This is a genomic window from Pseudomonas khavaziana (assembly GCF_019145205.1).
Taxonomy (GTDB): Bacteria; Pseudomonadota; Gammaproteobacteria; order Pseudomonadales; family Pseudomonadaceae; genus Aquipseudomonas; species Aquipseudomonas khavaziana.
The window spans coordinates 857,788-878,304 of record NZ_JAHSTT010000001.1; the positions used below are offsets into that span (position 1 = coordinate 857,788).

The window sequence follows — 20,517 nt, forward strand, 5'->3', positions numbered from 1 at the left end:
ACGACTAGAGCGAGAATATTTATGAGCTTGAATCCAAGAGACGTCGTGATTGTCGACTTCGGTCGTACTCCGATGGGCCGCTCCAAGGGCGGCATGCACCGTAACACCCGTGCCGAAGACATGTCGGCGCACCTGATCAGCAAGCTGCTGGAACGTAACGTCAAGGTTGATCCCAACGAAGTCGAAGACGTGATCTGGGGCTGCGTCAACCAGACCCTGGAGCAGGGCTGGAACATCGCGCGCATGGCTTCCTTGATGACCCAGATCCCGCACACCGCGGCTGGCCAGACTGTCAGCCGCCTGTGTGGCTCGTCGATGAGTGCACTGCACACCGCTGCCCAGGCGATCATGACCGGCAACGGCGATGTATTCGTGGTCGGTGGCGTGGAGCACATGGGCCACGTCAGCATGATGCACGGTGTCGATCCTAACCCGCACATGTCGCTGTACGCGGCGAAAGCCTCGGGCATGATGGGCCTGACCGCAGAAATGCTCGGCAAGATGCACGGCATCACCCGTGAGGCCCAGGACGCGTTCGGCGTGCGTTCCCACCAGCTCGCCCACAAGGCGACCGTGGAAGGCAAGTTCAAGGATGAAATCATCCCGATGAACGGCTACGACGAGAACGGCTTCCTGAAACTGTTCGACTACGATGAAACCATTCGTCCGGACACCACCCTGGAAAGCCTGGCGGCCCTCAAGCCGGCCTTCAACCCAAAGGGCGGCACCGTGACCGCCGGTACGTCGTCGCAAATCACCGACGGTGCCTCGTGCATGATCGTGATGTCGGCGCAGCGTGCCCAGGACCTGGGTATCCAGCCGCTGGCCGTGATCCGTTCGATGGCAGTGGCGGGTGTGGACCCGGCAATCATGGGCTATGGTCCAGTACCGGCCACACAAAAAGCCTTGAAGCGCGCAGGCCTGACCATCAACGACATCGACTTCTTCGAGCTCAACGAAGCCTTCGCCGCACAGGCCCTGCCAGTGCTGAAAGATTTGAAAGTGCTCGACAAGATGAACGAGAAGGTTAACCTGCACGGCGGTGCGATTGCCCTGGGCCACCCATTCGGTTGCTCCGGTGCACGTATCTCCGGTACTTTGCTTAATGTGATGAAGCAAAATGGCGGCAACCTTGGGGTTGCAACCATGTGCATTGGTCTCGGCCAAGGCATTTCCACCGTCTTCGAACGCGTCTAAGCGTTTCGTTGACGGAAGCCGGGGCCCAGTGCCCCGGTTTTTGTTTTTTGAAACTTTTTAATATTTTTTTTCAACAAATTTTGTAAGGGGGCCAGAGCATGAAAGTCGAACCGGGGCTCTACCAACATTATAAGGGGCCGCAGTACCGCGTTTTCAGCGTGGCACGCCACTCCGAAACCGAAGAAGAAGTGGTGTTCTACCAAGCACTGTATGGCGAATACGGCTTTTGGGTGCGCCCCTTGAGCATGTTCCTTGAGAGCGTCGAAGTTGACGGCGAGCAGGTCCCGCGCTTTGCTTTGGTCCAGGCCGAACCCAGTCTTTTTTCAGGGCAATAACGGCAGGTCGCGCAGAATGCTGCGCTTGACCTCACCTTGTTGCCACTATATATAGCGTTGCCGCGTCAGGCGCCAACTGCCTTTCACTTCTCGAATTCAGGAATTTTCCGATCCATGGGCAAATCGCTGGTCATTGTGGAATCCCCGGCTAAGGCCAAGACCATCAACAAGTACTTGGGCAACGAGTACGTGGTGAAGTCGAGTATCGGCCATATCCGAGACCTGCCCACCAGCGGTTCGGCTAGCGCCAGCAAGGAGCCTGCCGCCAAGCGCGGCAAGGCGGCTGCGGGCGAAGGTCCGGTGCTCAGTCCTAAAGAGAAAGCGCGCAAGCAGCTGGTCTCGCGCATGGGCGTGGACCCGGACCATGGCTGGAAGGCCAAGTACGAAATCCTTCCGGGCAAGGAAAAGGTCATCGAAGAGCTGCGCCGGCTCGCCAAGGATGCTGACACCATCTATCTCGCGACGGACTTGGACCGCGAAGGGGAAGCCATTGCCTGGCACCTGCGCGAAGCCATCGGCGGCGATGACAGCCGCTACAAGCGCGTGGTGTTCAACGAAATCACCAAGAAAGCCATCCAGGAAGCCTTCTCCAAGCCAGGGGAGCTGGACATTGACCGCGTCAACGCCCAGCAGGCCCGTCGTTTCCTCGATCGCGTGGTGGGTTACATGGTCTCGCCACTGCTATGGGCGAAGATCGCCCGTGGCCTGTCCGCCGGTCGTGTGCAATCGGTAGCGGTCAAGCTGGTGGTAGAGCGTGAACGCGAAATCCGTGCGTTCAACCCCGAAGAATACTGGGAAGTCCACGCCGATCTCGGCACCGCCAAGGGTGCCAATGTGCGCTTCGAAGTGGCGCGAGAGAAAGGCGAGGCCTTCAAGCCGCTGAACGAAGCCCAGGCCATGGCTGCGCTGGAAAAGCTCAAGGCTTCCAGCTACAGCATCGTCAAGCGCGAAGACAAACCGACCAGCAGCAAGCCGTCGGCGCCGTTTATCACCTCCACCCTGCAACAGGCCGCGAGCAACCGCCTGGGCTTCGGGGTGAAGAAAACCATGATGATGGCCCAGCGTCTGTACGAAGCCGGCTACATCACTTATATGCGTACCGACTCCACCAACCTGTCGCAAGACGCGGTGGCAATGGCGCGTACCTATATTGAAAGCGAATTCGGCAAGAAGTACCTGCCGGAGAAGCCGAACGTCTACAGCAGCAAAGAGGGCGCCCAGGAGGCTCACGAAGCGATTCGTCCTTCCGATGCCAACACCGAGCCCTCCAAGCTAAGCGGCATGGAGCGCGACGCTGAGCGCCTCTACGAGCTGATCTGGCGCCAGTTCCTGGCCTGCCAGATGCTGCCGGCGCAATACCTGTCCACCACTGTCAGCGTGGGCGCTGGCGACTTCGAGCTGCGTGCCAAGGGCCGTATCCTCAAGTTCGACGGCTACACCCGCGTCATGCCGCAAATCGCCAAGCCAGGCGATGACGACGTGCTGCCGGACATGGCCCAGGGCGATACGTTGAAGCTGATCAAGCTCGACCCGTCCCAGCACTTCACCAAACCGCCGGCGCGCTATTCGGAAGCCAGCCTGGTGAAGGAGATGGAAAAACGCGGTATCGGTCGCCCGTCGACCTATGCGGCGATCATCTCCACCATTCAGGACCGCGGCTACGTCGCGCTGCACAACCGTCGTTTCTATTCGGAAAAGATGGGTGACATCGTTACCGAGCGCCTGTCCGAGAGCTTCTCCAACCTGATGGACTACGGCTTCACCGCCGGTATGGAAGAGAATCTCGATGACGTGGCCCAGGGCGAGCGCGACTGGAAAAACGTGCTCGACGAGTTCTACGGCGACTTCAAGAAAAAACTCGAAGTGGCTGAAAGCCCTGAGAGCGGCATGCGTGCCAACCAACCGGTGATGACCGACATCCCGTGCCTGACCTGTGGCCGTCCGATGCAGATTCGTACTGCGTCCACCGGCGTGTTCCTCGGCTGCTCGGGCTACAGCCTGCCGCCGAAAGAGCGCTGCAAGGCGACCGTCAACCTGGTGCCGGGCGACGAAATCGCGGCCGATGACGAGGGCGAATCCGAGTCGCTGGTATTGCGTGGCAAGCACCGCTGCCCGATCTGCAGCACGGCGATGGACGCCTACCTGCTGGACGAGAAGCATAAGCTGCACATCTGCGGTAACAACCCGGATTGCAACGGCTACGAGATTGAAGAGGGCACCTACCGCATCAAGGGCTACGAAGGCCCGAGCCTGGAATGCGACAAGTGCGGCAGCGAGATGCAACTCAAGACCGGCCGTTTCGGCAAGTTCTTCGGCTGCACCAATCCTACGTGCAAAAACACCCGCAAACTGCTGAAAAGCGGTGACGCGGCGCCGCCGAAGATGGACCCGGTGAAGATGCCCGAGCTCAAGTGCGAGAAGGTCAACGACACCTACATCCTGCGTGACGGTGCTTCGGGCCTGTTCCTGGCGGCCAGCCAGTTCCCGAAAAACCGCGAGACCCGTGCACCGCTGGTGATGGAAATCGTGCCGCACAAAGACGAGATCGATCCCAAGTACCACTTCCTGTGTGAAGCGCCGAAGAAGGACCCGGATGGTCGTCCAGCCGTGATCCGCTACAGCCGCAAGACCAAGGAGCAGTACGTGCAGACCGAAGTGGACGGCAAGCCTACCGGCTGGAAAGCGTTCTACGACGGCGGCAAGTGGAAGGTCGAGGACAAGCGCCAGGGCGCTTGATCCATCGCATGTGCTGAAGATCCAAGGTGGGAGGGGGCTTGCTCCCGATGAGGGAGTGTCAGTTGATACATCTGTAACTGACACTCCCTCATCGGGAGCAAGCCCCCTCCCACATTTGGATCTGCTCTGTTCTGGAAAGTGAAGTCCCGACCTTTCTGAGCAGTCGTTTATTGCACTTGCAGTACGCCCGGCCGTTCCGTGACACTGTTCAGCCAGCATCACGCCTATTCGTTGTGGAGATTGCCGTCATGGCCAACGAACTCTATACCCGTACCAATCAGAAAATTTACTTCGCGGGTTTGTCCCTGGAGGCCCTTGGCCGTGCCGAGGAAGGGAAGGAGATGAATGCCATCGCGCTGGTCCAGGCGGGGCGCGAGGCGGCCTTGTTCCATCTGTATGGTGCCTTGCTGGGGCTGTGTCATGAAATCGCCGGGTTCTACCGCTTGCCCCAGGCCGGTTCGCCCCGTGCGGAAATGATCGTGAATCGTGAAGTGCTGGATTCCATGGCCATCCCTGAGTTGGCCGAGTTGGTGGAAATGGCCCAGAGCCCTGACAGTTGGGTGGCGCGGCTGCTCAAGGCGCATGCGGATATGTTTCAGCCGCCGCGTATTCCCCATGTGCCTAAGGGGGATGTCACCCAGCCGCTGATCGTCGCCGTGGCGTTGGAACAGGATGAACCCAAGCCCTTGAGCCGCGAGGAATTGGAAGGCTGGCGCCAGGAGCTGAAAAAGATGGCGTTGAGGTTTCGTGAGGGTTTGAACGAGTGCTGAGGGTTAAAGCAGGCTTGCCCGATATTGCCCTGTGCAGGAGCGATTGGCCCGGCACCATTCATCAAGTCGTAAAGAAACCTGCCCAGATCCTCTGCGAGGCTGGGTGGATGACTGTATAATCCTGGCCTTTCGTGGAGAACAGACTTTTATGCCAACGTCCTTTCTGGAAATTGTTGAACTGCCTGATGGCCGAATCGAACTGCGCCGAGCTGAGGACGAAGGTTCTCTAGTCATTCTGGATTTCTCCGAAGATGCCAAAGTGTTCCTGCAGGGGCAGCATGTGGAAGTGGCTAAGGCCATGTTGAGCGTGGGCGTGCAGATGGCAGGTCGCCTGGCGGAAGGCGAGCCTGAGAAAGACGACGGCCCGCGGGTTCTTCACTGAGCCCAGATAACAAGCTCGTTCGCCACGACATGTCCCTCTATCCCAAGCGAATATTCAAGCTCTGTGCATCGCCGATGCGTGCGGCACTGATCAGTTGCTGCTTGGCGCTGGCAGTCAGCGGATTCAACCAACTCACCACCGTATGACTACGACCCAGGCGCAAGGCTTCGCAGGTCAGCTGCTGGGCACTCTGCGCACCGCGTGGTTGCAGCAACAGGATGCGCTCACGGTTGAGGCCAGCCTCCCGCAGCCAGGCCTGGGTAAGGCTGGCGGGCGGGGCGATCAGCGTCAGCCAGCGTGCATCCTTGTCCTCGCTTAGTTCGCGCAGGATAGGCGCCAGCAAGTTCAGGCAGCTCTCAGCCGCACCGCGCAACGACAATTCACTGAATGCCTCGGGCTCGCCGCCCCAGGGAGTCTCGACCGTTTCCTTGAGGATGGGTGCAAGGGGTTGGGCCATGAAGGCCTCGAACAGCGATAGTTGGGCGTGTTGTGGGGTGTGCACGAGCTGCATGATGCCTCCTTTAGCGGCGAATAACGCCGACACTCAAGCCTTCGATCACCAGGTCCTGGTCTTTCAGGTTCACTTCAATCGGGGCGAACTCAGGGTTCTCGGCCAGGAGCCAGACCTTGCTGCCTTCACGTTTGAAGCGCTTGACGGTGACTTCATCGCCGATCCGGGCCACGACGATCTGGCCATTGCGGGCTTCTCGGGTGGTATGGACGGCCAGCAGGTCGCCATCGAAAATGCCCACGTCCTTCATGCTCATGCCGTGCACACGCAACAGGTAGTCGGCGCGAGGATGGAAGAAGGTCGGGTTGATGTTGCAGGATTCCTCGACGTGCTGCTGCGCCAGAATCGGCGCACCGGCGGCGACTCGACCGATGATCGGCAATGTCGATTCGTCGGCCTTGGCTTCGAAGCCTGGGATGCGAATGCCCCGCGAGGCACCCGGGGTCATCTCGATCGCGCCTTTGCGGGCAAGGGCCTTGAGGTGTTCTTCTGCGGCATTCGGGGACTTGAACCCCAATTCCAGGGCAATCTCCGCACGAGTCGGCGGGTAACCATTGTCATCAAGGCAGCGCTTGATGAAAGCCAGAATCTCAGCTTGGCGTGGCGTCAGTTTTAGCATGTTGATCGCTCTGTCTTTTTATACAGTGACTGGGATTATATACAGTGGACTGCGCTTGGCAATCATCCTTTTCATCGACTCCGCTGGACGGTCATTCGTCATCCTTCCTACAACCTAGAAAGAGTGCTGCCTACAGAGCGAGAGGGATGTGATTAAATAGCCATGTTCAGGATGACTGCCCGGCCGGAAAGCGAACCCGCAGGCTTGACAAGACACACTCTGAAACGTATGTTTCAAACAAGTGTTTGTCAGGCGGAGTAGCCATGGCCCAGTCGGAAACCGTTGAACGCATTCTCGATGCTGCCGAGCAGTTGTTCGCGGAAAAAGGATTTGCTGAAACCTCACTGCGGCTGATCACTAGCAAGGCTGGGGTCAACCTTGCCGCGGTGAATTACCATTTCGGCTCGAAAAAGGCCCTGATCCAGGCAGTGTTTTCGCGCTTTCTGGGGCCGTTCTGCGCCAGTCTTGACCGTGAGCTGGAGCGTCGTCAGGCCAAGGCCGATCACAAGCCGAGCCTGGAAGACCTGCTGGAAATCCTCGTTGAGCAAGCGTTGGTCGTGCAACCACGTAGCGGCAACGACCTGTCGATCTTCATGCGTTTGCTGGGCCTGGCGTTCAGCCAGAGCCAGGGCCACCTGCGGCGTTACCTGGAAGACATGTACGGCAAGGTGTTCCGCCGCTATATGTTGCTGGTCAACGAAGCCGCCCCGCGTATTCCACCTATCGAACTGTTCTGGCGCGTGCATTTCATGCTCGGCGCCGCGGCGTTCAGCATGTCCGGTATCAAGGCTTTGCGAGCGATTGCCGAGACCGATTTCGGGGTGAACACCTCCATCGAGCAGGTGATGCGCCTGATGGTGCCGTTTCTCGCGGCCGGCATGCGCGCCGAAACCGGCGTCACCGACCCGGCCATGGCCTCTGCGCAACTGCGCCCGCGCAGCAAAACCGTGCCAACCGCCGCCAAGGTTTGACTGCCCCCGGGTGTGCGCGGCCGCTTGCATCCGCTAAGCTAGCCGCCATGCCGATTTCAGCTATCTATTCGCAACCCGTCGTGCTTGCCGTGTCTGGTGAGGGCGACGGGTTGTGTGCGTTATTTAAGGAAGGTTTATGACTGCTGTCCTGCAAGGTTCTTTGATGGTCGACGTGGCCGGTACCTGGCTGACGGCCGAGGATCGCCATCTGTTGCGCCAGCCGGAAGTGGGCGGCCTGATCGTTTTTGCGCGCAATATCGAGCATCCACGTCAGGTGCGCGAGTTGAGCGCGGCGATTCGTGCAGTGCGCCCGGACTTGCTGCTGGCGGTCGACCAGGAAGGTGGCCGCGTACAGCGCCTGCGCCAGGGCTTCGTGCGCCTGCCGGCCATGCGCGCTTTGGCCGATAACCCCAACGCTGAATACCTGGCAGAACAGTGCGGCTGGATCATGGCCACCGAAGTACTGGCTGTGGGTCTCGACTTGAGTTTCGCCCCGGTGCTGGACCTGGATTACCAACGCAGCGCCGTGGTCGGCACCCGCTCCTTCGAAGGCGACCCCGAGCGTGCCGCCGTCCTCGCTGGCGCCTTCATCCGTGGCATGAACAGTGCCGGTATGGCCGCCACGGGCAAGCACTTCCCCGGGCACGGTTGGGCCGAGGCCGATTCTCACGTTGCGATTCCCAATGACGAGCGCAGCCTGGAACAGATTCGCGCCAATGACCTGGTGCCCTTCGCACGCTTGAGCAAGCAATTGGCCGCAGTGATGCCCGCGCACGTGATCTACCCGCAGGTGGACAGCCAGCCCGCCGGCTTCTCGCGCCGCTGGTTGCAGGACATCCTGCGCGGCGAGTTGCAGTTCGACGGGGTTATTTTCAGTGATGACCTGTCCATGGCGGGGGCCCATGTGGTCGGCGATGCGGCGAGTCGGATCGAGGCGGCGCTGACGGCGGGTTGTGATATGGGGCTGGTATGCAATGATCGCGCGGCTGCCGAACTGGCGCTGAGTGCGGCGCAGCGCATGAAGGTCACACCGTCTGCTCGTATTGCGCGGATGCGCGGGCAGGCCATTGCTTCGACGGAGTACAAACAGGATCCGCGTTGGTTGGCAGCGCTTGCCGCGTTGAGGGATGCTCAGTTGATTGATTGACTGACTGAGTCGCACCCATCGGCGGCAAGCGCTCTCCCACACTTTGAATTGTAAATACATACAAATGTGGGAGCGGGCTTGCCCCCGATGACGATCCAACAGTCAGCGCTTTTCTTGTTTGTTGGGCAACGGCGCAAACAACGCTTCAATCTCTTCATTACCCAACTGCCAATCCCCAGTCGTACGCCCATCCAGCACGCCCGCCGCCAAGTCGGACTTCTCCTTCTGCAGGTGCTGGATTTTCTCCTCCACCGTGCCCCGCGCAATCATCTTATACACAAACACCGGCTTTTCCTGCCCGATGCGATACGCACGGTCGGTGGCCTGGTTTTCCGTGGCCGGGTTCCACCACGGGTCATAATGGATCACCGTGTCGGCTTCGGTCAGGTTCAAACCCACGCCACCGGCCTTCAAACTGATCAGAAAAATCTGCAACTTGCCGCTCTGGAAGTCCTTTACCGGTGTGCGCCGGTCACGGGTCTGCCCGGTCAGCAGTGCGTAGGCAATCCCGCGCTTTTTCAGCTCGATCTCGATCAGGCTCAGCATTGAGGTGAACTGGGAAAACAGCAGTATCCGCCGGCCCTCGGTAAACAGCTCGTCGAGCATTTCCATCAGGCTGTCGAGCTTGCCCGAGCTGCTGCCACGCACCGCCAGGCTGGCATCGTTGACCAGGCGCAGGTCGCAGCACACCTGACGCAGCTTGAGCAGGGCTTCAAGAATGATGATCTGGCTGCGGGCCACGCCCTTGCGGGTGATCTCATCTCGGACTTTTTTATCCATGGCCAGGCGCATGGTTTCGTAAACGTCGCGCTGGGCCTCGTTGAGGTCGACCCAGTGGATGATTTCAGTCTTGGGCGGTAGCTCTGTCGCCACCTGTTCCTTGGTGCGGCGCAGCAGAAACGGTTTGATCCGACCGTTGAGGTGCTGCAAGCGCACCTCACTGGCGCGCTTTTCAATGGGCACGCGGTAATCACGGTTGAAGCTCTTCACGTCGCCCAGCCAGCCCGGCAACAGGAAGTGGAACAGTGACCACAGCTCACCCAGGTGGTTTTCCAGCGGTGTGCCGCTCAGGCACAGGCGCTGGCGGGCGTTCAGCTCGCGTGCAGCCTGGGCAGCCTTGCTCGAAGGGTTCTTGATGTATTGCGCTTCGTCGAGGATCAGCACGTGCAAGGGTAGGGCGGCAAGCTGTTCGACGTCCTTGGGCAGCAAGGCATAGGTAGTCAGCAGCAGGTCGTAGTCCTGTAGGTTGGTGAAGTGCTTTTTGCGTGAGGCACCGTACAGCGCCAGTACCTTGAGTTGCGGGGTAAAGTGCGCAGCCTCATCGAGCCAGTTCGGGATCAGGCTGGTCGGCATCACTACCATGCAGGGTCGATCAAGGCGCCCGGCGATTTTCTCGGTAAGAATATGCGCAAGGGTTTGCAGGGTTTTGCCCAGGCCCATGTCGTCCGCAAGAATCCCGCCCACTTCCAGCTGGCGCAGCGACTGCATCCAGCTCAAGCCTTCCAACTGATAAGGGCGCAAAGTCGCGTTCAGTCCCTTGGGCGCCACGCAGGTGAAGTCCTTGATATCGCGCAGGCGCTGGGCGAAGTTGCGGATCTTTTCGCCGCCTTCCCATTGCAGCGGCAGGTCTTCCAGCGGGTTGAGGCGAATCGCGTCGGCCTTGGCCAGGCGCAGGGCGGTCGTACCGGGCTCCTGCAAATAGAACTCGCCAAGGGTGGCCAGCACCGGTTTCAAACGGCCGTAGGGCAGCGCCACTTGCAGCGGGCCATGGCCGCCGTTGGGCAGGCCGGGGATATTCACCAGGATCAGCTCATCATCACGGCGCCGCGCCACTTTCTCCGGGTTGAGGATCTCGGTGTGGGAGCGCATCAGGTTCAACAGGATCGGCAGCAGGCTCAAGCGTTCGCCGTTGACGATAATGCCCAGCTCCAGATCGAACCAGTCGCGCTCCGGGCCTTCCTCTACCGTGGCATACCAGTCATCGACGGGGCTCAGGTCAAAACCGAAATCTTCATCGATCTGCAGCTCCCAGCCCTCGGCACGCAAGGTCGGCGATGCATTGAGGGTAAAGTTCAGCCAGGCGCTGTCATTGACCATCTCGAACAACTCGCCGGCACTTTCCGGCAAGGCCTTGCTCTGGCGCGTGGCGATCTTGAAGCCGAGCAGGCGCAGTTGCTCGCGATAGGGTTGTTCCAGCTCGGGATGACGTTTGATGCGCAGGCTCTGGGTTTCCTGGCGCACGATAATGTCGGCATTTTTTTGCCCGCTGACATAATTGCCCAGGTAGTTGAACGACAGCGCCGCACGGTGCTGGATATAGCGCTGCATCTTGCCGTTGCGCGGCTCGAACGCGCTGAATTCCACACTGGCCAGCCACAGGCGTGGCACGGGCTGTACATCCTCCATGACCACCTGTGGCAACACCACACGGTTATCCAGTACGGCCTGGAGTTTCTCCAGCAGCTCGGCATCCTGGGCCGCCGCCGGGTAGGCCAGGGTTTCCTGGACCTTGAGCAGCACCGCTGCGATATGTTTGCAGTTGGTATGCACCGGGCACGTACAGCGGCTGTCCACCAGGATCAGCATGCCCTTGGCCGACTCGCGCAGCGAGATCGTTTGCCGGTACACATTGCCACCCGAGCCTTCGCAGCTGGCGGTGATGGTGCTGTCGCCGCACTCGACGATGCGCACGCGGTTTTCCAGGGCGTAGCGCCGCCCGCGCTCAAGGCTTTGCTCTTTGAAGCGATTGGCCCACGAAGGGGCCAGGGGTTTGGTCAGTGAGGACGTCAGGGGCATGGCGCTGGATCAGTCCTGAAGCTCGGGCGGTGGAGCGCTGGGTGGCTTGGCGGTCAGCGAGGTGATTTTGATCAGCAACGCCAGATGACCGCCGTCCAGGTAGTTGAGCTGGTTGTTCTTGGTGCGCACGTCTTTCTGCGCCAGGTGCTCACTGGAGACCACGCTGCCGTTGCCGTCGAACTGGTTGATCCAGAAGTCGGCATCGATATCGGTAAAACGCCCCAATTGCAGGCTCAACACACCTTCGATGGGGAGTTGGCCGAATTGCTCCTGGCCGTCGGTAATCGCGACTTTGACCGGCTGCTCGCCCAGGTTCTGTTCCCAGGCCTTGTGGGCGAGCACCGTGTAGTTGGTATCGGCGCGCAGCTTGTCGACAATATTGCCCAGGCGCGGCGGGCTCAGCCGCTCGCCCAGGCGCGGTGCACCTTCATCCCAGTTTTCCGGTGCGGCCCGGCTGTTGATCACCGGCTCGGCATTCTGGCGCACCAGGATCATTTCCACCTGGTACGGGCTGTCGGCAAATGCCGACGGCGCAAGTACCACCAACAACAGGCTCAGGAAGCGGAACAGGCGCATGGGGCGTCCTTCAAGCGGATTTCGGGATGAGGCGCTCAAACAGCGCCTCCAGGGTATTGAAGCGTTCTTCGGCGCGTTCCATCGGCACCATGAACTTGAACAGCGTAGCCCCTTCGAACTTGTAGCGGTTGGGCTGGCCTTGGATCAGCTTGATCAGCACCAAGGGGTCGACCGGCGTCTGCGCTTCGAATTCGATGCGCCCACCCTGCGGCCCGGCGTCGACCTTCTTGATACCCAGCTGCTCGGCCTGCAACTTGAGCAGGGTCAGGCGCACCAGATTCTTGGTCGGTTCCGGCAGCAGGCCGAAGCGGTCGATCATTTCCACTTGCAGGTCCTTGAGACCTTCTTCGTCGGTGGCCGAGGCAATGCGCTTGTACAGGATCAGCCGTGCATGCACATCCGGCAGGTAGTCTTCGGGAATCAGCGCCGGCAAGCGCAGGTTGATCTCCGGGCCGCCGCCCAGGGGTTGGTCGAGGTTCGGTTGCTCGCCCTTGCGGATGGCTTTTACCGCGCGTTCGAGCATCTCCATATACAGGGTGAAACCGACCGCCTGGATCTGGCCGCTCTGGCCGTCACCGAGCAGTTCGCCGGCGCCACGGATTTCCAGGTCGTTGGTGGCCAGCACGAAGCCGGCGCCGAGGTCCTGAGTGTTGGCGATGGCTTCCAGGCGCTTTTCCGCGTCGCCGGTAATTTGCTGACGCGGCGGCGTGAGCAGGTAGGCATAGGCCTGGTGGTGACTGCGCCCGACGCGCCCGCGCAGCTGGTGCAGTTGGGCCAGGCCGAACTTGTCGGCACGCTCGATGATGATGGTGTTGGCGCTCGGCACGTCGATGCCGGTCTCGATAATGGTCGAGGCGATCAGCACGTTGAAGCGCTTGTGGTAGAAGTCGCTCATCACCTGCTCGAGTTCGCGCTCGCGCATCTGCCCGTGGCCGATGGCGATGCGTGCTTCGGGCACCAGCTCGGCGAGGTCGGCGGCACATTTCTCGATGGTCTTCACATCGTTGTGCAGGTAGTACACCTGGCCGCCACGCAGCAGTTCGCGCAGCAGTGCTTCCTTGACCGTGCTCTTGTTCTGTTCCATCACAAAGGTGCGCACCGACAGGCGACGCGCCGGCGGCGTAGCGATGATCGACAGGTCGCGCATGCCCGACACCGCCATGTTCAGCGTGCGCGGAATCGGCGTGGCGGTCAGGGTGAGGATGTCGACTTCACTGCGCAGGGCCTTGAGCTGTTCTTTCTGGCGCACACCGAAGCGGTGTTCTTCGTCGATGATTACCAGGCCCAGGTTCTTGATCTTCACATCGTCCGACAGCAGCTTGTGAGTGCCGATGACGATATCGATCTTGCCTTCGGCCAGGTCGGCGATGGCGGCGTTCACTTCCTTGGCGGACTTGAAGCGGCTCATCACCTCCACGGTCACCGGCCAGTCGGCAAAGCGGTCGCGGAAGCTGTTGTAGTGCTGCTGGGCGAGCAGGGTAGTGGGCACCAGGATCGCCACTTGCTTGCCGCCGTGTACCGCAATGAAGGCTGCGCGCATCGCCACTTCGGTTTTGCCGAAGCCCACGTCGCCACACACCAGGCGGTCCATCGGCTTGGGTGCGAGCATGTCGGCGCGCACCGCTTCGATGGTGGTCTGCTGGTCCGGGGTTTCTTCGAAGGCGAAGCCGGCGCTGAAGGTGGCGTAGTCGGCTTTCGGGTCGGCGAACGCGTAGCCTTCGCGGGCCGCGCGGCGGGCATAGATGTCGAGCAGTTCGGCGGCCACGTCGCGTACCTGTTCGGCGGCCTTGCGCTTGGCTTTCTGCCAGGTCTCGGAGCCCAGGCGGTGCAACGGCGCCAGAGCGTCGTCGCTGCCGGTATAGCGGGCGATCAGGTGCAGGCTGGCCACCGGCACATAAAGCTTGGCGCCTTCGGCGTATTCCATGGTGAGGAATTCGGCGGCCTGGTTGTCGATCTCCAGGGTCTGCAGGCCCAGGTAGCGGCCGACGCCGTGGTCGATATGCACCACCGGCGCGCCTTCGCGCAGTTCGGTGAGGTTCTTGATCACCGCATCATTGTTGGCGTCTGCGCGTTTCTCACGGCGACGGCGCTGCATCACGCGCTGGCCGAACAGTGGGCTTTCGGCAATCAGCGCGAGCGCCGGGTCGTCCAGCAGCAGCCCTTCGTCCAGTGGCGCGATGGTGATCGCCAGGCGCTCTTTACTGGCGACAAAGTCCGGCCAGCTGTCGACTGTCTTGGGCCGCAGTTTCAGGCGTTCCAACAGCTCCAGCAGCACTTCGCGGCGCCCGGCGGACTCGGCGGTAAACAGCACGCGGCCGGGAAAGTCACCGAGGAAGTTGGACAGGGCTTCCAGCGGTTGGGTGGCCTTGGCCTGGATCGACAGGTCCGGCAGCATCCCCGCCGGGAAGCGCTCACGGCCACTGCCGGCGTCCACATCCTGCTGGCTGGCAACTATACGCGGCCAGTTTTTCAGACGGGCGAAGCAGTCTTCCACCGGCAGGAACAGTTCGGCAGGCGGCAATAAAGGCCGGGACGGATCGACGCGGCGCTCTTCGTAGCGGTTGCGCACGTCGTTCCAGAAGTTTTCCGCGGCCTGTTCGATGCCCGGCAGCGAAAACACCTGGGTGTCCTGGGGCAGGTAATCGAACAGGGTGGAGGTTTCGTCGAAAAACAGCGGCAGGTAGTACTCGATACCGGCCGGGGTAATCCCGCTGCTCAGGTCCTGGAAGATCGGGCAGCGGCGGAAGTCCACGTCAAAGCGTTCACGAAAGCGCGCCTTGAAGCGGGTGACCGCGTCTTTTTGCAGCGGGAATTCCCGCGCCGGCAGCAGCTTGATCGAGTCGACCTTGTCGATGGAACGCTGGTTTTCCGGATCGAAGGTGCGCAGCGTCTCGATTTCGTCATCGAACAGGTCGATGCGATACGGTAACTTGCTGCCCATCGGGAACAGGTCGATCAGCGCGCCGCGCACTGCGAACTCACCGTGTTCGTACACCGTGTCGACGCAGCGGTAGCCGCTGGCTTCCAGGCGCGTGCGCATTTGTTCTACGTCGAGCTTCTGACCGATATCCAGCACCAGGCTGCTGCCCAGCAGGAACTTGGTCGGCGCCAGGCGATGCAGGGCCGTGGTGATCGGCACCACCAGCACGCCGTGAGCCAGTTCCGGCAGGCGGTACAGGCTGGCGATGCGCTGGGAAATGATGTCCTGGTGCGGCGAGAACAGGTCGTAGGGCAGGGTTTCCCAGTCGGGAAAATGCAGCACCGGTAAATCCGGGGCGAAGAAGCTCAGCTCCTGCTCCAGCCGTTCGGCACTTTGGCTGTCGGCGGTAAGCAGCAGGGTAAAGCGCTTGGCTGCGCTGGCAGCCTCGGCAATGGCCAGGCTCAGGGCGGCACCGGGCAGGTTGCCCCAGTGCTGTTTACCTGCCGCAGCAGGGAGAAGCGGTAGACGCAGAACGGGCACGGAAGGTTGAGCTCCAAGCGTTGCGACAAAGTCGGTAATTGTAACGGCCCGAGGTGCCGCCTGTCAGTTGCTGACTGTGCCTATTACGGTTTGTAGGAAATGTAGTGGCTAAGACAAACAATGCCGGGTTTTGACTCAATATGTAGTGCCAAAAAGCGCGAATGTTTAGGAGGGTTACGGACAAGTCGGCCCGTCGGCTCAACTAGTGGCCTTCTGGAACCCGCGTATTTCCTGGGCTGTAGCGCGGTGGTATTTTTTTGCAAGGGCTTTTTGTTGCCCCTCGCGCATTGCTCATCGTGCAGTCGGGCGACATAATGTAGCCCCTTTTTTCTGCCCCTACATGTGGAAGGTTCCCGTGACTCAGAAGCCCGACCAGTGTCTTGGTGAATGGATCGACCGTGAAGCACTCGCAGAAGCGATGATTCCGCTTATCGGCCAGCTGTACCGCAATAACAATGTGGTGAGCTCGATCTATGGCCGCAGCCTGATCAACCAGTCTGTCATCGCGATTCTCAAGGCGCACCGCTTTGCGCGCCATCGCTCCGCCGACGACAGCGAACTCTCCGTCCACGAAACATTCCCACTGCTCAAGGCCATGAGCGAGCTCAAGCTCGGCGCGGCCTCGGTAGACCTGGGCAAGCTGGCCTACAAGTTCCGCAAGGAAGGCGCCGGCCGTAGCGCCGAGCAGTTCGTGCGTGAAGAAATGGCCGATGTGGTTGGCCAGCAAAACGCCGCACCTCGCAAGGGCACCGACGTGGTGCTGTACGGCTTCGGGCGTATCGGCCGCTTGCTGGCGCGCATCCTGATCGAGAAAACCGGTGGCGGCGACGGCCTGCGCCTGCGTGCCATCGTGGTGCGCAAAGGCGCCGAGAATGACCTGACCAAACGCGCCAGCCTGCTGCGTCGCGATTCGGTACATGGTTCGTTCAACGGCACCATCACCATCGATGAAGAAAACAACACCATCACCGCCAACGGTAACCTGATCCAGGTGATCTACGCGAAGAACCCGACTGAGGTGGATTACACCCAGTACGGCATTCAGGACGCCCTGCTGGTGGACAACACCGGCGTATGGCGCGATGCCGAGGGCCTGGGCCAGCACCTGGCGTGCCCGGGTGTCGACCGCGTTGTGCTGACCGCGCCTGGCAAGGGCAAGCTCAAGAACATCGTGCACGGCATCAACCACGCTGAAATCACCGCTGACGACAAGATCGTGTCCGCCGCCTCCTGCACCACCAACGCCATCGTGCCGGTGCTCAAGGCGGTGAATGACAAGTTCGGCATCGTTAACGGCCACGTTGAAACCGTTCACTCCTACACCAACGACCAGAACCTGATCGACAACTTCCACAAGGGCGATCGCCGTGGTCGCAGCGCCGCGTTGAACATGGTGATCACCGAGACCGGTGCTGCCACCGCTGCCGCCAAGGCCCTGCCTGAGCTGGCCGGCAAGCTGACCGGTAACGCGATCCGCGTACCGACGCCGAACGTATCGATGGCCATTCTCAACCTGAACCTTGAGAAAGCCGCCACCCGTGAAGAGATGAACGAGTATCTGCGCTACATGGCGCTGCACTCCGACCTGCACAAGCAGATCGACTTCGTCAATTCCCAGGAAGTGGTCTCCACCGACTTCGTCGGCTCGCGCCACGCCGGTGTGGTGGATGCCGAAGCGACTATCACCCAGGACAACCGCGTTGTGCTGTACGTGTGGTACGACAACGAGTTCGGCTACAGCTGCCAGGTGGTTCGCGTGATGGAAGACATGGCTGGGGTCAACCCGCCTGCGTTCCCGCGCTAAGCCTTGGCTGAATGAGAAAGCCCCGACTGGTTCGCAATGCCGTTCAGTTAAGCGTATACCACCCTCTGTAGGAGCGAGCTTGCTCGCGAAAAACATCGTCACGATAACGCGCCTCTGAATGAACGCGGCGCCTATGAGTTTCGCGAGCAAGCTCGCTCCTACAAAATGCCTTAACTGAACAGCATTACGACTGGTTCGGGGCTTTTTTTATGGCTGTGGGTTTTGTGTTGTCTGGGAGGGCGTCATAGGGGGCTCGCCCCGATGGCGATGCTACAGCCGACATCAATCCAGCAATTTGTCGCGCAACTCATCAGACAGCCCTTTGGGTGCCAGCCAGATGCCCAGGTAGGCCTTCGCCAGTTCCTCATCACGGCTGCTGAACACCACTTGCCCATTGATTTCCAGCTCCAAGCCACGCCCCGGATGAAAATCCAGGGCATAACGATCACCGCTTCGGATGTCGCGAAAGCTGGCGTGCAACCTATCCAGCTGCGGTTTTAATCGGGCATTGGCTTGCTGGCGTTCCAGAGTGACCGTGGCGGCCTTGATCACGTCACTACGGTCGATGTCGCGAAAGTAATACAGCGCCAGCCGCAGGGCCTTGTGCTGGTCCCAGGCTTGTCTTGCACTCACTTGTGCCGGGGCGTACAGCGCCGCCGCATATACATCCACCCACAGATAGTTGAGCACCGCCTGGTTTTTCAAGGCCAGCCCCTCGATCTGTGCCGGGAAGCCAGCCTGCTTGAGCCGCTGCGCATCGTTGGCATGCGCCGTGATCGACACCATCAGCATTAAACAAAAAAATAGTTGTCGCATAATGGCTCATCCTGAAATCGGCGCTGATTTGCGTCCTGTAGTATGGCAACACTGGCCTACGACGCGACCAAGGGTTAATGTTCGCGGCGCTCGGCCTTCTATAGACTGTGCCCCGGTTCACACACTTGAGCCAAATTGTCCTTCATGACCGCTGGCCGCGGCATGATTTAGCCAGGCGTCCAACCGTATGCCTGGCCTGTTTTGAGGAGTACGCATGGCTGTCTACAACTATGACGTGGTGGTACTGGGTTCCGGCCCAGCTGGAGAAGGTGCGGCGATGAACGCTGCCAAAGCAGGGCGCAAGGTGGCGATGGTCGATAGCCGTCGCCAGGTCGGCGGCAACTGCACCCACCTGGGTACCATCCCGTCCAAGGCGTTGCGTCACTCGGTGCGCCAGATCATGCAGTTCAACACCAACCCGATGTTCCGGGCCATTGGCGAGCCGCGCTGGTTCTCGTTCCCGGACGTGTTGAAAAGCGCCGAAAAAGTCATCTCCAAACAAGTCGCCTCGCGCACCGGCTACTACGCCCGTAACCGCGTCGACCTGTTCTTCGGCACCGGCAGCTTCGCCGACGAGCAAACCGTCGAAGTGGTCTGCGCCAACGGCGTGGTCGAGAAACTGGTGGCCAAGCACATCATCATCGCTACCGGTTCGCGCCCGTATCGCCCGGCGGACATCGATTTCCACCACCCGCGTATCTACGATAGCGACACCATCCTCAGCCTGGGCCACACCCCGCGCAAGCTGATCATCTACGGCGCCGGCGTGATCGGCTGTGAATACGCCTCGATCTTCAGCGGCCTGGGTGTATTGGTGGAACTGGTGGACAACCGTGACCAGTTGCTCAGCTTCCTCGACTCGGAAATCTCCCAGGCGTTGAGCTACCACTTCAGCAACAACAACATCACCGTGCGTCACAACGAAGAGTACGAGCGGGTCGAAGGCCTGGACAACGGGGTGATCCTGCACCTCAAGTCCGGCAAGAAGATCAAGGCCGACGCCTTGCTGTGGTGCAACGGCCGCACCGGCAACACCGACAAGCTGGGCATGGAAAACATCGGGGTCAAGGTCAACAGCCGTGGCCAGATCGAAGTGGACGAGAACTATCGCACCTGCGTGACCAACATCTACGGTGCCGGTGATGTGATCGGCTGGCCGAGCCTGGCCAGCGCCGCCCATGACCAGGGCCGTTCGGCCGCCGGCAGCATTGTCGACAATGGCAGCTGGCGCTACGTGAACGATGTGCCGACCGGGATCTACACCATTCCCGAGATCAGCTCCATCGGCAAGAACGAGCACGAACTGACCAAGGCCAAGGTGCCTTACGAAGTCGGCAAGGCGTTCTTCAAGAGCATGGCGCGCGCGCAGATTGCCGGTGAGCCGCAAGGCATGCTCAAGATCCTGTTCCACCGGGAAACCCTGGAAGTCCTCGGCGTGCATTGCTTCGGCTACCAGGCGTCGGAGATCGTGCATATCGGCCAGGCGATCATGAACCAGCCGGGTGATCTCAATACCCTCAAGTACTTCGTCAACACCACGTTCAACTACCCGACCATGGCCGAAGCCTATCGGGTAGCCGCCTACGACGGCCTCAACCGGCTTTTTTGAGCGGCTCCGGCCGGTGGCCTGAGCCGGCCGGGGAGACCGATTTCAGTAATTCCCGAGGGTGGCAGTGGCCAAACCGGGAAAGTCTGTAATCAGGCTATCTACGCCGAAGTCGGCGAGCCTGCGCATCAGCGCGGGTTCGTTGACTGTCCACACGGACACGTGCAAACCCTGGCGCTGGGCTTTTTCCAGCCGCTCAGGGGTGCACAACGTCCAGTTCAACGCCAGGTATTCACAGCCGTAGTTCTGCGCGACCTTCAACGGGTCGAGCCAGGCGTATTCGGCCACCAGGCCGCGTGACAGGTCCGGGGTGAGTTCCACGGCGGCCTTGAGCACTTCCCGCGAGCTTGATGTCACGGTGACCTTGTCCATCAGGCCAAAGCGCACAGCCATTTCGCGAATCGCCAGCACAGTGGTGGCGGCCCGGGTGCGCGAGGCGCTTTTGACTTCCAGTTGCCAGTGGTCGAAGTCACACTTTTCGAACAGCTCCTCCAAGCGTGGGATCGGGCACGGGCTGACCCAGCCCGGGCCGCCTTTGCGCGCGTCCATCTTTACCAGGTCGGCCGCAGAATACTCGACGACCTTGCCGCGCCGGTCGGCGGTGCGCTTGAGGGTCGGGTCATGTATGACCATCAGTTCGCCGTCCATGGACAGGTGCAGGTCCAGTTCGCAACGGCGTACGCCGTGCTTGAGGCATTCCTGAAAACTGGTCAGGGTATTTTCCGGTGCTTCGCCTTTGGCACCGCGATGGCCGTAGATCAGGGTCACAGTTGCTCCTTTGCGCCAGGATC

General features: G+C 60.5%; 16 protein-coding genes. 9 read left to right on the forward strand and 7 right to left on the reverse strand.

The window, feature by feature from the left end; all coding sequences use genetic code 11:
- Positions 1–21 precede the first annotated feature (21 nt).
- The 5 genes from fadA to KVH01_RS03950 all read left to right on the forward strand — a co-directional run bounded on the left by fadA (position 22) and on the right by KVH01_RS03950 (position 5,420).
- Positions 22–1,197: an acetyl-CoA C-acyltransferase FadA gene (gene fadA / locus KVH01_RS03930; RefSeq protein WP_043047500.1), complete on the forward strand. Its 1,176-nt coding sequence runs from the start codon at positions 22–24 to the stop codon at positions 1,195–1,197.
- Between the two features lie 98 nt (positions 1,198–1,295).
- A complete protein-coding gene (locus tag KVH01_RS03935; RefSeq protein WP_003172568.1) occupies positions 1,296–1,532 on the forward strand; it encodes a DUF1653 domain-containing protein in 237 nt (78 codons plus the stop codon).
- Between the two features lie 114 nt (positions 1,533–1,646).
- On the forward strand, positions 1,647–4,268 hold the full coding sequence (topA, locus tag KVH01_RS03940) for a type I DNA topoisomerase (protein WP_043047499.1): 2,622 nt from the start codon (positions 1,647–1,649) through the stop codon (positions 4,266–4,268).
- A gap of 248 nt (positions 4,269–4,516) precedes the next feature.
- Positions 4,517–5,038 carry a DUF6586 family protein gene (locus tag KVH01_RS03945; protein ID WP_043047498.1) on the forward strand — a complete coding sequence of 174 codons (522 nt, stop codon included), beginning with the start codon at positions 4,517–4,519 and terminating at the stop codon, positions 5,036–5,038.
- Between the two features lie 148 nt (positions 5,039–5,186).
- Entirely contained in the window at positions 5,187–5,420 is a 234-nt protein-coding gene (locus KVH01_RS03950; protein ID WP_005786160.1) for a hypothetical protein, read from the forward strand.
- 37 nt (positions 5,421–5,457) lie between these two features.
- On the opposite strand, the gene sulA is transcribed toward KVH01_RS03950, so the two are convergent.
- Both sulA and lexA read right to left on the reverse strand, forming a co-directional pair.
- Positions 5,458–5,931 (reverse strand): SOS-induced cell division inhibitor SulA, encoded by a 474-nt coding sequence (sulA, locus tag KVH01_RS03955; RefSeq protein WP_217880517.1) that lies wholly within the window; start codon positions 5,929–5,931, stop codon positions 5,458–5,460.
- A 10-nt stretch (positions 5,932–5,941) separates the two neighbouring features.
- Positions 5,942–6,550, reverse strand: a complete 609-nt coding sequence (gene lexA / locus KVH01_RS03960) for a transcriptional repressor LexA (RefSeq protein ID WP_003172575.1) — start codon at positions 6,548–6,550, stop codon at positions 5,942–5,944.
- Positions 6,551–6,813: 263 nt separating this feature from the next.
- On the opposite strand from lexA, the gene KVH01_RS03965 reads away from it, so the two are divergent.
- Entirely contained in the window at positions 6,814–7,521 is a 708-nt protein-coding gene (locus KVH01_RS03965; RefSeq protein WP_043047496.1) for a TetR/AcrR family transcriptional regulator, read from the forward strand.
- A 136-nt stretch (positions 7,522–7,657) separates the two neighbouring features.
- A complete protein-coding gene (gene nagZ / locus KVH01_RS03970) occupies positions 7,658–8,668 on the forward strand; it encodes a beta-N-acetylhexosaminidase (protein ID WP_217880518.1) in 1,011 nt (336 codons plus the stop codon).
- A 102-nt stretch (positions 8,669–8,770) separates the two neighbouring features.
- Here the strand turns inward: nagZ and KVH01_RS03975 are convergent, their stop codons facing one another.
- The 3 genes from KVH01_RS03975 to mfd are packed head-to-tail and all read right to left on the reverse strand — an operon-like array spanning position 8,771 to position 15,500.
- On the reverse strand, positions 8,771–11,464 hold the full coding sequence (locus tag KVH01_RS03975; RefSeq protein WP_217880519.1) for a DEAD/DEAH box helicase: 2,694 nt from the start codon (positions 11,462–11,464) through the stop codon (positions 8,771–8,773).
- A gap of 9 nt (positions 11,465–11,473) precedes the next feature.
- Positions 11,474–12,040 carry a CsiV family protein gene (locus tag KVH01_RS03980; protein WP_217880520.1) on the reverse strand — a complete coding sequence of 189 codons (567 nt, stop codon included), beginning with the start codon at positions 12,038–12,040 and terminating at the stop codon, positions 11,474–11,476.
- Between the two features lie 10 nt (positions 12,041–12,050).
- Entirely contained in the window at positions 12,051–15,500 is a 3,450-nt protein-coding gene (mfd, locus tag KVH01_RS03985) for a transcription-repair coupling factor (RefSeq protein WP_217880521.1), read from the reverse strand.
- A gap of 340 nt (positions 15,501–15,840) precedes the next feature.
- Between mfd and KVH01_RS03990 the strand changes: the two genes are divergently transcribed.
- Entirely contained in the window at positions 15,841–17,304 is a 1,464-nt protein-coding gene (locus KVH01_RS03990) for a glyceraldehyde-3-phosphate dehydrogenase (protein WP_217880522.1), read from the forward strand.
- Positions 17,305–17,586: 282 nt separating this feature from the next.
- Here the strand turns inward: KVH01_RS03990 and KVH01_RS03995 are convergent, their stop codons facing one another.
- A complete protein-coding gene (locus KVH01_RS03995; RefSeq protein WP_217880523.1) occupies positions 17,587–18,120 on the reverse strand; it encodes a chalcone isomerase family protein in 534 nt (177 codons plus the stop codon).
- A gap of 214 nt (positions 18,121–18,334) precedes the next feature.
- Between KVH01_RS03995 and sthA the strand changes: the two genes are divergently transcribed.
- The gene (gene sthA / locus KVH01_RS04000; protein WP_043047489.1) at positions 18,335–19,729 is read left to right on the forward strand and encodes a Si-specific NAD(P)(+) transhydrogenase; all 1,395 of its coding nucleotides are present in this window, start codon (positions 18,335–18,337) and stop codon (positions 19,727–19,729) included.
- Between the two features lie 42 nt (positions 19,730–19,771).
- Here sthA and KVH01_RS04005 read toward each other — a convergent pair whose 3' ends face one another.
- Positions 19,772–20,494: a glycerophosphodiester phosphodiesterase gene (locus KVH01_RS04005; protein WP_003172585.1), complete on the reverse strand. Its 723-nt coding sequence runs from the start codon at positions 20,492–20,494 to the stop codon at positions 19,772–19,774.
- Positions 20,495–20,517: the final 23 nt, after the last annotated feature.